This is a genomic window from Nocardiopsis sp. YSL2 (assembly GCF_030555055.1).
In the GTDB taxonomy this organism is placed as follows: Bacteria; Actinomycetota; Actinomycetes; order Streptosporangiales; family Streptosporangiaceae; genus Nocardiopsis.
Genome location: NZ_JAMOAO010000001.1, coordinates 1,202,998 through 1,215,502, shown reverse-complemented (window position 1 = coordinate 1,215,502; position 12,505 = coordinate 1,202,998). Strand labels below are relative to the sequence as shown.

Genomic DNA, 12,505 nt, shown 5'->3' with positions numbered 1-12,505 from the left:
GCGGGTGCTCCCGAGTATCCGAAGGGCGGCGGTCAGAACAGGTCCTCGGGCGGGGCGGGGGAGTCGGCGGCGTCGGCGTCGTGCACGGCCGAGCGGCCCGAGGCGAACCGGTCCAGGTCCTCGCCCTCCACCAGGCGCGCCATCTCCGGGTCGCGGTGCGCGCGGCGGCCCAGTTCGTCGTCGGGCAGCGGCCGGTGGCCGGCCACCAGGACGAGGTTGCCGAACCTGCGGCCGCGCAGCACGCCGGGCTCCGCGGTCAGCGCCGCGTGCGGCAGCACCGACCTGACCGTCGCCACCTGCCGGCGCGCGTGGGCCAGTGCGTGGCCGTCCCCGATGTTGACCACCAGCAGCCCCGTGGGGCGCAGGACCCGGGCGGCCTCGGCGTAGTACTCCACCGACGTCAGCCGCGCCGGCGTCCGGGCGCCCGCGAACACGTCGCTGACGACCAGGTCCGCGCTGGAGTCGTGCCGGGCGGCGATCCACTCGCGCGCGTCGCCGATCCCCACCCGGAGCTGGGCCCGCCGGTCCCACGGCAGGCGCCGCCGCACCAGCTCGACCAGGGGCGCGTCGACGTCGACCGCGCGTTGGCGCGAGCCGGGACGGGTGTGCGCCACGTAGCGCGCCATCGTCAGGGCACCCGCGCCCAGGTGGAGGGCGTCGATGGGCGCGCGCTCGGGCGCGACCAGGTCGGCGGCGTGCGCGATCCGCCGCATGTAGGAGAAGTCCAGGTAGGTCGGGTCGCTCAGGTCCACGTGCGACTGCGGTGTGCCGTCCACGACCAGGAACCACGACTCGGCGCGGTCGGCGTCGGCGAGCAGCTCCATCCGGGGCGGCCCGTCCGCCTCGGGAGCCTCGTCCCGCTCCCGGGTCCCGCGTCTGCCCATGTTCCCGCCCCCCGTTCGGCTACCGTCACCACGGTAGGACACCGCGGGGGTACCGGGACCTGGGCCGGGGCGGCAGCACGAGGTCGCCCGTGGCGCTAGCCTGGGGAACCCCGGCCTCCCAGTTTGAACGAATGGGGTTTGACGGCGTGCCCGCGTCGCCGGGGCCCGAGTTCCGATCCCCGCGCCCGACGGGCGTGATCACCGAGGAGTGGCCGTGCTACTGCGGATGTCGAACCTGTTCCTGCGCACCCTGCGTGAGGACCCGGCGGACGCCGAGGTGCCGAGCCACAAGCTCCTCGTCCGCGGCGGCTACGTCCGCCGCGCCGCCCCCGGCATCTACTCGTGGCTGCCCCTGGGCAAGATCGTCCTGGAGAACGTCGCCCGCGTGGTGCGCGAGGAGATGGACGCCATGGGCGGCCAGGAGGTCCTCCTGCCCGCCCTGCTGCCCAAGGAGTTCTACGAGGCGACCGGCCGCTGGGACGACTACGGAGACGCCCTCTTCCGGCTCCAGGACCGCAAGGGCGCCGACTACCTCCTCGGCCCCACCCACGAGGAGCTGTTCACGCTCCTGGTCAAGGGCGAGTACTCCTCCTACAAGGACTTCCCGGTCATCCTGTACCAGATCCAGGAGAAGTTCCGCGACGAGGCCCGGCCCCGCGCCGGCGTGCTGCGCGGCCGCGAGTTCCACATGAAGGACTCCTACTCCTTCGACATCGACGACGAGGGCCTCCAGGCCTCCTACGACGCCCACCGCGCCGCCTACACCCGCATCTTCGAGCGGCTCGGCCTGGAGTACGTCATCGTCTCCGCCACCTCCGGCGCCATGGGCGGCTCGGCCTCCGAGGAGTTCCTCGCCGTCGCGGCGACCGGCGAGGACACCTTCGTGCGCAGCACGGAGTCCGACTACGCCGCCAACGTCGAGGCCGTCACCACGCCCGCGCCCGCCCCCCGCCCGCTCGACGGGCTGCCCGAGGCGGTCGTGCACCACACGCCCGGCACCGCGACCATCCAGACGCTGGTGGACTTCCTCAACGGCGCCGGCCTGGGGCGTGACTTCGTGGAGGCCGACACCCTCAAGAACGTCCTGGTCAAGACCCGCGCTCCCGGCTCCGACGAGTGGGAGCTGCTGGCCGTGGGCCTGCCCGGCGACCGCGAGGTGGACTTCAAGCGCCTGGAGGCCGCTCTGGAGCCCGCCGAGGTCGCGCTGCTGGACGAGTCCGACTTCGCGGCCAACCCGTTCCTGGTCAAGGGCTACATCGGCCCCCGAGCGCTGCTCGACAACAAGGTGCGCTACCTCGTCGACCCGCGCGTGGTCACCGGCACCGCCTGGGTGACCGGCGCCGACCGGGACCAGCACCACGTCGTCGACCTCGTGGCCGGCCGCGACTTCACCCCGGACGGCACCATCGACGTCGCCGAGGTCCGCGACGGCGACCCCTCGCCCGACGGCAAGGGCACCCTGTACACGGCGCGCGGCATCGAGATCGGGCACATCTTCCAGCTCGGCCGCAAGTACACCGACGCCTTCCAGGTGGACGCGCTCGGCCCGGACGGCAAGCCGAAGCGGATCACCATGGGCTCGTACGGCATCGGCGTCTCCCGCGCCGTGGCCTCGGTCGTGGAGCAGTCGCACGACGACAAGGGCATCGTGTGGCCGCGCGAGATCGCTCCCGCCGACGTGCACGTGGTCGGCACCGGCAAGGGCGAGCAGATCGAGGAGGCGCTGCGCATCGGCGGCGAGCTGCGCGACCAGGGCCTGCGCGTCCTGGTGGACGACCGCAAGGGCGTGTCGCCCGGCGTGAAGTTCACCGACGCCGAACTGCTCGGCGTGCCCACGAGCGTGATCATCGGCCGCGGTCTCAAGGACGGTCTCGTGGAGCTGCGCGACCGCGCCACCGGCGAGCGCGAGGAGGTCGCCCTGGGCGACGTCGTCGAGCGCGCCGTCGCCGCCTGCCGCGGCTGATCACACGAGCGCGCACGTCGCCCGACGGGTTCCGCGTCGGCGTCCGCTGCGTCTCCTCCGGGGGCGCTCCGGACGCCGTGCGCGGGATGGAGCGCTGGAAGCCTGCCGTACCGGGCTCTGCCATGAGGTGGACGACCCGCTCCGGGAGGGGGTCACCCAGGCGGGGACCGGGGGCGGCCCGTGCCGCGAACCGGGGGAGGAGGGCGGTCGCGCCGAAGGGGACGACCGCCGTCCCGAGCCCGGGGAGGAGGTCCCGCCGAACCCGGCCTCAGGCCTGCTCGAAACCGGGCAGGGCGTCCAGCTCGCCGCCCCACGTCAACGCGCGCACCGTCGTCTCCTGGAGCGCCCGCCCGGCCGTCCAGCGCAGCCCGGCGTCCTCGGAGGCGGTCAGCCACAGGTACGCCCGGGCCGTCGTGCCCTCCAACTCCACCGCGAAGGCGTCCACGTCCTCGTCGCCGTGCCCCTCCGGGAGGGGGTAGGAGGCCAGTGCGGGCGGCGGATCGAGGCCGCGCTCCACCGCCGCCGCGCGCAGCGCGTCCCGCAGCGCCTTGTGCTTGGCCGCCTCGTCCAGGGCGCGCTCACGGCGGCCCTGGGCCTCGGCGGCTCCGCCCAGGTACTCGTACCCGTACACGGCCGCGTGCTCGGCGCGCAGCGCCTCGGCCAGCGCCTGCGGGCCGGCGTCGGCCCCGCCGTCGTTCGCGGGTGTCTCGCTCACGTTGATCCTCTCCGTGCCGGGCCGCGGCCCGCTCAGCGCTCCTCGTCGAGCAGGTGGGCGTGCCCGGCCTCGCACGCGCCGATACCGCAGATCAGTTGCGCGATCCCCGCGTCGGCCACCGCGGCCGCCTGGTCGAGCCGCGCGGCGGTCGCCGACGACTCCAGCACCAACAGGTCGTCCGCCGTCAGGGGCGTGTCCAGCGAAGGGCCCTCCACCGCGGGCGCGGACGCGTCCGCCTCCGGCGTGGGCTCGGCGTCGTCCGGCAGGGTGTCGGCCAGGGCGTCGGCGTGGGCGAGGTGGTGCTCCAACAGGCGCTCCAGCAGTTCCGCCGGCTCCGCGCCGTGCGCGATCGCGGTCTCGTAGCGGGTCACCATCCGCTCCTTCTCGCGCAGCACCGCGCGCACCACGTACTCGTCCGGCGTCACATCGGCCGGATACCACTCGGTTCCGCCGCAGGCCGACAGGCCGACGGCCGCCGCTCCGGCGGCCGCGGCGCCCAGCACCGTGCGGCGGTTGACGCAGCGATGACCCGTGCTCACGCGGTCTCCTCCCGTGCGCGCCCGGACCGGCGCGCGGCACTCACACCAGCGGCCGCCGGCGGCGGCCGCCCACCCATCTTTCCACGGCCCCCGGTGGGAGGCGGCCGCACCGACACCCCCTGCCACACGGCGTTTCCGGTGTGCGGGGGACGGCCGTCGACGCGCCCCGTCGGCCGGCGGCGACCTGGAACGCGCCCAGGTGTGGATACCCTTGCAGCACAGCCGCCGTCGAACGCGACGCGCGCTGGGTCCGCGCCCACAGGGACGCGGACCGATTCGTCGAAGACTACGTACAGAGCTGGACCGCCCCGTGCACGGCCCGTCGGCCGCTGGGGCGGGGTTTCGCCTTTGGAGGGGCAGACACGACATGGGAGCGCAGTCGCGTGACGAGCGCATCGTCGAACTACTGGAGCCGGTACTGGCAGCGGCCGGACTGGACCTGGAGTCCGTCGAGCTGACACCCGCGGGCAAGCGGCGGGTGCTGCGCGTGGTCGTGGACTCCGATGACGGGGTCGACCTGGACACGGTGGGCGAGGTCACGCAGGAAGTCGACGCCGTGCTGGAGGGCTCCGACGTCATGGGCGCACAGCCCTACGTCCTGGAGGTCACCTCCCCGGGCGTGGACCGCCCGCTGACCGAGCCGCGGCACTGGCGACGGTCCCGCGGCCGCCTGGTGACGGTCCCCCTCGCCGAGGGGGGCGAGGTCACCGGTCGTGTCACCGCCGCCGACGACCAGGGAGTGACCCTGGACGTCGAGGGGCGCCCCCGGACCTACACCCACGCCGAACTCGGCAAGGGCAGGGTCCAGGTGGAATTCCGCCGGGCAGCCGACACCGACGCGGCGGACTAGAGGGGGAGCCCCGTGGATATTGACATGAGCGTCCTGCGCAGCCTTGAACGTGAGAAGGACATCTCGGTCGAACTGGTCGCCAAGGCCATCGAGGACGCGCTCCTGATCGCCTACCACCGCGAGGAGGGCGCCGACAAGCGTGCCCGTGTCGAGCTGAACCGCTCGACCGGCCACGTGACCGTGTGGGTGTCCGAGCTCGACGAGGAGGGAGAGGTGGTCGGAGAGTACGACGGCACCCCCTCCGGTTTCGGGCGCATCGCGACCTCCACCGCCAAGCAGGTCATCCTCCAGCGCCTGCGCGACGCCGAGGACGAGCTCACGCTCGGCGAGTTCGCCGGCCGCGAGCACGACATCGTGTCCGGCATCATCCAGCAGGGCAAGGACCCCCGCAACGTGCTGGTGGACCTGGGCCGGATCGAGGCCATCCTGCCGCCGCAGGAACAGGTGCCCACCGAGGAGTACACCCACGGCGAGCGCCTGCGCGCCTACGTCGTCCAGGTCCGCAAGGGCCACCGCGGCCCGTCGGTCACGCTCTCGCGCACCCACCCCAACCTGGTCCGCAAGCTCTTCGAGCTGGAGGTCCCCGAGATCGCCGACGGCACCGTCGAGATCGCGGCGATCGCCCGCGAGGCCGGCCACCGGACCAAGATGGCGGTCCGCTCCAACCGGGGCGGCGTCAACGCCAAGGGCGCCTGCATCGGCCCGCTCGGCAGCCGTGTCCGCAACGTCATGGCCGAACTGCACGGCGAGAAGATCGACATCGTCGACTACTCCGACGACCCCGCCGTGTTCGTCGCCAACGCGCTGTCCCCGGCGCGGGTGAACTCGGTCGAGGTGCTCGACATGGCCGCCCGCGTGGCGCGCGTGATCGTGCCCGACTACCAGCAGTCGCTGGCCATCGGCAAGGAGGGGCAGAACGCCCGCTTGGCCGCCCGGCTCACCGGGTGGCGCATCGACATCCGCTCGGACGCCGACCCCGCCGAGCCAGTCGAGACCGGTGTCCCGGGTGCGGACGACGCACCTTCCGCCGGCTGATCGGACCGTGCCCGTGTCACAACGCGATAGGGTGGCCCAAGACGGTCGTGGCGGTCCCGTGCGCACCTGCGTGGGATGTCGGTCGCGGACAGTCCAGTCCGACCTCGTGCGGTTGGTGGCCGTGGGCTCGGCCATCGTGCCCGACACCCGGGGTCGACACCCCGGGCGCGGTGCCTACCTGCACGACGACCGGCGATGCTTCGAGCTCGCCGTGCGTCGCAGGGCGTGGTCACGCGCCTTCCGGGACCGGGAGAGATCCGGGCGCGCCGCGTGGGACGTCTCACGGGTCGACGCCCTCTTCGAGCCCGCCCCACATGGCGGATCGGGTCGGCTCTCCCGATAGGGTTGGAATGTCTGGGCCGGCCTCCGGGTTGTACTGACCGAGGTCGGCGTACTGTGCTGTGTCGGCACGTGTTAACCGGCCCATTGTTGTGTAGCGATGAGGAAGCAGGTCGAGATTGCGATGAGCGCCTGATGAGTACGCAGCGATGAGTAACTCAAGCTAACGACGGTCCGGCACAGGCCCATGTCCCGGACCGAAGCTGAAGGAGAGCAGTGGCGAAGGTCCGGGTGTACGAACTCGCCAAGGAGTTCGGTGTAGAGAGCAAGGCCGTTCTGGCCAAGCTCAACGAGATGGGCGAATTCGTCCGTTCGGCGTCCTCGACGATAGAGGCGCCGGTCGTGCGACGTCTGCAAGAAGCCTTCAAGGGGTCCGAGAGCAACGGCGGCAAGAAGGGCGGATCGGCTCCCAAGCCGGGTCCGCGCCCCACCGCCCAGGCCCCCAAGCCTGGTCCGGCTCCCAAGCCCGGCCCGGCTCCCAAGCCCGGCCCGAAGCCGGGCCCGGCAGCCAAGCCCGCCGCGCCGACCGAGGCGGCCGCGCCGACCGAGCAGCGTCCCGCCGCGCCCAAGCCGGGTGACAAGCCCGTGCGCGACGAGGCGGGGCCGCGTCCCGGTGGCGCGCCCAAGCCCGCCCCGCAGGGCGGACGTCCCGAGCGCGGCGAGCGGCCCCAGCGCGGCGAGCGCGGTGGCCGTTCCGAGGGCGGCCGTGCCCCGCGTCCGGGCGGTCCCCGTCCCGGTCCGCGTCCCGGCAACAACCCGTTCGCCTCCAACGCCTCCGGCATGGGCTCCAAGCCCGCCGGTCCGCGTCCCGGTGGCGGCGCTCCGCGTCCGGGCCCCCGGCCCGGTCCGCAGGCCGGCGACCAGCGCACGCCCCGTCCCGGTGGCGGCGCTCCGCGTCCGGGCGGCGGTCCCCGTCCGGGGCCGCGGCCCCCGCAGGCCGGCGACCAGCGCACCCCGCGTCCCGGCGGTGCCGCGGGCGCTCCCCGCCCCGGCGGTGGCGCTCCGCGTCCCGGTGGCGGTGCCCCGCGTCCGGGTGGTCCGCGTCCCAGCCCGATGAACATGCCCTCCTCCCGTCCGGCCTCGCCCGCGGGCGGCGGTCGCGGAGGCGGCGGTCGTCCCGGTGCCGGTGGCGGCCGTGGCCGCGGGGGAGCCCCCGCCGGTGCGGGTCCGCGTCCCGGTGGCGGCGGCGGTCGTCCGGGCGGCTTCGGTGGCCGTCCCGGTGGCGGCGGTCGTGGCCGCGGTGGCGGAACGGCCGGTGCGTTCGGTCGTCCGGGCGGTCGTCCCGGGCGTGCGCGCAAGTCCAAGAAGCAGCGGCGTCAGGAGTTCCACGAGCTCTCGGCCCCGTCCTTCGGCGGCGTCAAGATCCCGAGCGGCAACAACCAGGTCATCCGACTGTCCCGCGGCGCCTCGCTGTCGGACTTCGGCGACAAGATCGACGTCAACCCGGCGTCGCTGGTCCAGGTCATGATGCACCTGGGTGAGATGGTCACCGCGACCCAGTCGCTGCCGGACGAGACCCTGCAGCTGCTCGGCGAGGAGCTCAAGTACCGCATCGAGGTCGTCAGTCCCGAGGACGAGGACCGCGAGCTGCTGGAGTCGTTCTCCATCGAGTTCGGTGAGGACGAGGGCGGCGACGCCGAACTGCGTCCGCGCCCGCCGGTGGTCACCGTCATGGGTCACGTCGACCACGGTAAGACCCGACTGCTGGACACGATCCGTAAGACGAACGTGGTCGGTGGCGAGGCCGGCGGCATCACCCAGCACATCGGTGCCTACCAGGTCGCGACCGAGGTCGACGACGAAGAGCGCAAGATCACCTTCATCGACACCCCTGGTCACGAGGCGTTCACCGCCATGCGTGCCCGTGGTGCGAAGGTCACCGACGTCGCGGTTCTGGTCGTGGCGGCCGACGACGGCGTCAAGCCGCAGACGGCCGAGGCCATCGACCACGCCAAGGCGGCCGAGGTGCCGATCGTCGTCGCGGTCAACAAGATCGACGTCGAGGGCGCCGACCCGCAGCGCGTGCGCGCCCAGATGACCGAGTACGGCCTGGTGGCCGAGGAGTACGGCGGCGACGTCCAGTTCGTGGACATCTCCGCTCTCCAGGGCACCAACATCGACGCCCTGCTGGAGTCGATCGTGCTCACGTCCGACGCGGCCCTGGACCTCCAGGCCAACCCGGACATGGACGCGCAGGGTCTGGCCATCGAGGCCTACCTGGACCGCGGCCGCGGTTCCATGGCCACGGTGCTGGTCCAGCGCGGCACGCTCAACGTCGGCGACTCCATCGTCTGCGGTGACGCCTACGGCCGCGTGCGCGCCATGCTCGACGAGCACGGCGAGAACGTCCAGTCGGCTGAGCCGTCCCGTCCGGTCCAGGTCCTGGGTCTGACCAACGTGCCCAGCGCCGGTGACAGCTTCCTGGTCGTCAAGGACGACCGCGTGGCCCGTCAGATCGCCCAGCAGCGTGAGGCGCGCGAGCGCTTCGCCCAGCAGGCGAAGTCGGCCCGCCGGGTCACCCTCGACAACTGGCAGTCCGCCATCAAGGAGGGCGAGCGCTCCGAGCTGCTCCTCCTCATCAAGGGCGACATGTCCGGTTCGGTCGAGGCGCTCGAGGAGTCGCTGCTCAAGATCGACGCCGGTGGCGACGAGGTCAGCATCCGGATCATCGGACGCGGCGTCGGTGCCATCACGCAGAACGACATCAACCTGGCGTCGTCCGCGGACGCGATCATCGTCGGCTTCAACGTGCGACCCGAGGGCAAGAACAGCCAGCTCGCGGACCGCATGGGCGTCGACATCCGGTACTACTCGGTCATCTACCAGGCCATCGACGAGGTCGAGGCCGCGGTCAAGGGCCTCCTCAAGCCCATCTACGAGGAAGTCCAGCTGGGCAGCGCCGAGATCCGCGAGGTCTTCAAGGTGCCCAAGATCGGCAACATCGCCGGTTCGATCGTCCGCAGCGGGCTCATCCGCCGCAACTCCAAGGCCCGGCTCATCCGGGAGGGAGTCGTCATCTCCGAGAACCTCAACGTGGAATCCCTGCGGAGGTTCAAGGACGACGCGACCGAGGTCCGCGAGGGCTTCGAGTGCGGTATCGGGGTCGGTTACAACGACCTGCGCCCCGAGGACGTCATCGAGACCTACGAGATGCGGGAGAAGCCCCGCGACTAGTCCTCGCGGAGTCTGATCCCCCTGGGGCCCCGGCCGTGCGGCCGGGGCCCCGCCTTTGACGGTTCACACACAACCCAGGTGATCACTTGTACGTTGGGGCGCTGACCCTGGACGTCCTTCTCGGAGACGTCCACTCGCTCAAGCAGAAGCGTTCGCTGGTCCGCCCGGTCGTCTCCGAGCTGCGCCGGAAGTTCTCGGTGTCGGTCTCCGAGGTGGGCGAGCACGACCTGTACCGGCGGGCGAAGATCGGCGTCGCGGTGGTCGCGCCGACGGCCGCGTTCGCCCGCGAACAAATGGAGACCTGCGAACGATTCGTCGCGGGCCGCCCCGAACTGGAGCTGCTCTCCGCCAGGCAGCGGCTCTTCAACGAAGAGGAAGACTGACGATGGTTGACGCCGCACGCGCGCGCAAGATCGCCGATCGCATCCAGCGCATCGTCGCCGAAATGCTGGACCGGCGGATCAAGGACCCGCGACTGGGATTCGTCACCGTGACCGACGCCCGGATCACCGCAGACCTGCGGGACGCCACGGTGTACTACACGGTGTTCGGCACCGCGGACGAGAAGTCGGCCTCCGCCGCCGCCCTGGAGAGCGCCAAGGGCGTGATCCGCAGCGAGGTCGGCCGCCAGACCGGTATCCGGCACACACCGAGCCTGACCTTCGTCATCGACGAGGTGCAGGAGAACGCCCAGCACATCGAGGAACTGCTGGTCAAGGCGCGTCAGGCCGACGAGGAGGTGGCCCAGCGGGCCACCGGCGCCTCTCCGGCGGGGGAGGCCGACCCGTACAAGGCCCCCCGCGAGGTCGAGGACGACGAGGACCAGTAGAACCCGGGGCGGCGGCGCGGTCCGCGCCGCCGCCGGCATTCACCCCGAAGGAGACCCATGGCCGAGAGCGGCGTCGTGGTCGTGGACAAGCCCGCCGACTGGACCTCGCACGACGTGGTCGCCAAGACGCGCGGGCTCGCGCGGACCCGGCGGGTCGGCCACGCCGGGACACTGGACCCGATGGCCACGGGTGTCCTGGTGCTGGGGGTGGAGAAGGGCACGAAGCTGCTCGGCCACCTGACGCTCACGGAGAAGGTCTACGAAGCGACCATCCGGCTCGGCCAGGTGACCAGTACCGACGACGCCGAGGGCGAGTCCGGGCCGAGGGTCGACGCCTCCGGGGTGGCCGAGGAGGCCGTGCACGCGGCGGCCGCCGCCCTCACCGGGCGGATCCAGCAGGTCCCACCGCAGGTCAGCGCGATCAAGGTGGACGGCAAGCGTGCCTACAAGTCGGCCCGCGAGGGCAAGGAGGTCGCGCTCAAGGCGCGCGAGGTGACGGTCGCGGAGTTCGCGGTCACCGACGTGCGCCGGGTGGTGGACGAGGGCGGGACGTTCGTGGACGTCGATGCCGCGGTGACCTGCTCCAGCGGGACCTACATCCGCTCGCTCGCCCGCGACATGGGCGCCGACCTGGGCGTCGGCGGCCACCTGACCGCGCTGCGCCGCACGCGGGTGGGGCCCTACGACCTGTCCCAGGCCCGCACACTGGACCAGTTGGCGGAGGAGTTCACGCAGGTCCCGCTCGCCCACGCGGTGGCCGCGGCCTTCCCGGTGCGCACCCTCACCGAGGACGAGACCGGTCGCATCCGGCACGGCAACCGGATCGGGCCGAGTTCGCTGGGCGACGGTCCGGTCGGCCTGTTCGCCCCCGACGGCCGCGTGGTCGCGCTGGGGGAGAACCGCAGCGACCACATGAAGCCGGTCGTGGTCTTCGACCCCGCCTGACCCCGCCCCCCGCTCGGCGGCGAATGAGCAGGACCGGAACCCGGCCGACCGCCGAGCTCCGGGTGTGTCAGATCTTGATCACGGCGGCTCTGCGGGCGCACAGAGCTTTGAGGTCGTCAGGATCGGATGTGAGGGGCCGGTTCTGCGAGCTTCGTTGCGTTCACGCTGAGTAACGTAGCGGGTCGTGTCGGCTCAAGTGCCGCCTTCCGCGCATCACCTGGGACAGTGCTCGACCAGAAATCCGGAGAGAGCGGCCGTGAACTCCTCCGGACGCTCCACCGCGGGCAGGTGGCCGGTGTCGGGCATCTCCAGCAGGCGGGCGTCCGGGATGCCCTCCGCGTACTGGGTGGCCACGTCCTGGACCTGCGGGACGTCCGAGAGCCCCTTGACCACCAGCGTGGGTACGCCGATCTCGTCCAGACGGGTCCCGGCCGACGGGTCCGGCCAGGCCATCTCCGTGGGAGGGCCGCTCCACGTGCGCTGGAAGAGCGCGCGGTACATCATCAGGGCCTTCTCCCAGGCCTCGACCGGCAGGTCCTCGGGGACCCGGTCCGGGCCCACGACCATGAACCGCGCCTGGGCCTCGGCCATCGCCGCCACGTCCGCCGGGTCGGGGTCGGCGTTGCCGGCGCGGTACACCGCCAGGCGCTCCGGCGGGACGGCGCCGGACACGACGCGCTGAGCGGCCTCGACGAAGTCCGGCGGCCACGCCCGCCCCGTCATGCCCGGGCACACGAGGGCGAGCGCGCCGACCCGCTCCGGGGCCACCAGGGCCGCGTCGACCGCGTGCGCCCCGCCCATCGACGACCCCACCAGGGCGGCCGTCCCGATGTCCAGGGCGTCCAGCAGCGCCAGCAGGTCCCGGTAGTGCGCCACCGGTCCCTCCGCGTCGTCCGACTCCCCGTACCCCCGCCAGTCGTAGCGCACCACCCGGTACCGCTCGGCCAGTGCGGCGAACGGGTGGTCCCACATCCGGCGGTCGGCCGCCGCGGCGTGCACGAGCACGACCGCGGGCCCCTCACCCGCCTCCTCGTATCCCAGAACCGTGCGTCCGATATCGATTCTCGCCATGCCGGCACGCTAGCCGCCGTCGGCCCGTCCGGACACCCCGCTCTGCGGAGGGCAGAACGCCGGAGTGGGCCGGGCCACACCCCCCGTGTGTCGGTCCGGGGGCGGCGGGCGTGGCACCCTTGTCTGGGGCCCTGGGGGAGGTTTCCTTCCCCGGAGCCGTG

12 protein-coding genes are annotated in these 12,505 nt (G+C 72.7%); 8 read left to right on the top strand and 4 right to left on the bottom strand.

The window, feature by feature from the left end; all coding sequences use genetic code 11:
* Positions 1-32: 32 nt before the first annotated feature.
* On the bottom strand, positions 33-884 hold the full coding sequence (locus M1P99_RS05225) for a spermidine synthase (protein WP_304451539.1): 852 nt from the start codon (positions 882-884) through the stop codon (positions 33-35).
* A 226-nt stretch (positions 885-1,110) separates the two neighbouring features.
* Between M1P99_RS05225 and M1P99_RS05220 the strand changes: the two genes are divergently transcribed.
* The gene (locus M1P99_RS05220; protein WP_304455582.1) at positions 1,111-2,847 is read left to right on the top strand and encodes a proline--tRNA ligase; all 1,737 of its coding nucleotides are present in this window, start codon (positions 1,111-1,113) and stop codon (positions 2,845-2,847) included.
* A gap of 268 nt (positions 2,848-3,115) precedes the next feature.
* Here the strand turns inward: M1P99_RS05220 and M1P99_RS05215 are convergent, their stop codons facing one another.
* Positions 3,116-3,562: a ferritin-like domain-containing protein gene (locus M1P99_RS05215; protein ID WP_304451538.1), complete on the bottom strand. Its 447-nt coding sequence runs from the start codon at positions 3,560-3,562 to the stop codon at positions 3,116-3,118.
* Positions 3,563-3,594: 32 nt separating this feature from the next.
* Complete coding sequence (locus M1P99_RS05210) at positions 3,595-4,101, bottom strand: ferritin-like domain-containing protein (protein ID WP_304451537.1); 507 nt, start codon at positions 4,099-4,101, stop codon at positions 3,595-3,597.
* 367 nt (positions 4,102-4,468) lie between these two features.
* Between M1P99_RS05210 and rimP the strand changes: the two genes are divergently transcribed.
* The 7 genes from rimP (at position 4,469) to truB (ending at position 11,273) form a co-directional block, all read left to right on the top strand.
* The gene (gene rimP, locus M1P99_RS05205) at positions 4,469-4,951 is read left to right on the top strand and encodes a ribosome maturation factor RimP (protein WP_304451536.1); all 483 of its coding nucleotides are present in this window, start codon (positions 4,469-4,471) and stop codon (positions 4,949-4,951) included.
* 24 nt (positions 4,952-4,975) lie between these two features.
* Positions 4,976-5,986, top strand: a complete 1,011-nt coding sequence (gene nusA, locus M1P99_RS05200) for a transcription termination factor NusA (protein WP_304455581.1) — start codon at positions 4,976-4,978, stop codon at positions 5,984-5,986.
* Positions 5,949-6,329: a YlxR family protein gene (locus tag M1P99_RS05195; protein ID WP_369696500.1), complete on the top strand. Its 381-nt coding sequence runs from the start codon at positions 5,949-5,951 to the stop codon at positions 6,327-6,329. Before nusA ends, M1P99_RS05195 begins: the two co-directional genes overlap by 38 nt.
* A gap of 212 nt (positions 6,330-6,541) precedes the next feature.
* Positions 6,542-9,499: a translation initiation factor IF-2 gene (gene infB / locus M1P99_RS05190; protein ID WP_304451534.1), complete on the top strand. Its 2,958-nt coding sequence runs from the start codon at positions 6,542-6,544 to the stop codon at positions 9,497-9,499.
* Positions 9,500-9,585: 86 nt separating this feature from the next.
* Positions 9,586-9,882: a DUF503 domain-containing protein gene (locus tag M1P99_RS05185; protein WP_053615414.1), complete on the top strand. Its 297-nt coding sequence runs from the start codon at positions 9,586-9,588 to the stop codon at positions 9,880-9,882.
* A 2-nt stretch (positions 9,883-9,884) separates the two neighbouring features.
* The gene (gene rbfA, locus M1P99_RS05180) at positions 9,885-10,328 is read left to right on the top strand and encodes a 30S ribosome-binding factor RbfA (RefSeq protein WP_304451533.1); all 444 of its coding nucleotides are present in this window, start codon (positions 9,885-9,887) and stop codon (positions 10,326-10,328) included.
* A gap of 57 nt (positions 10,329-10,385) precedes the next feature.
* A complete protein-coding gene (gene truB, locus M1P99_RS05175; protein ID WP_304451532.1) occupies positions 10,386-11,273 on the top strand; it encodes a tRNA pseudouridine(55) synthase TruB in 888 nt (295 codons plus the stop codon).
* A gap of 213 nt (positions 11,274-11,486) precedes the next feature.
* On the opposite strand, the gene M1P99_RS05170 is transcribed toward truB, so the two are convergent.
* Positions 11,487-12,344, bottom strand: coding sequence for an alpha/beta fold hydrolase (locus M1P99_RS05170; RefSeq protein ID WP_304451531.1), 858 nt, complete (start codon positions 12,342-12,344; stop codon positions 11,487-11,489).
* Positions 12,345-12,505 lie beyond the last annotated feature (161 nt).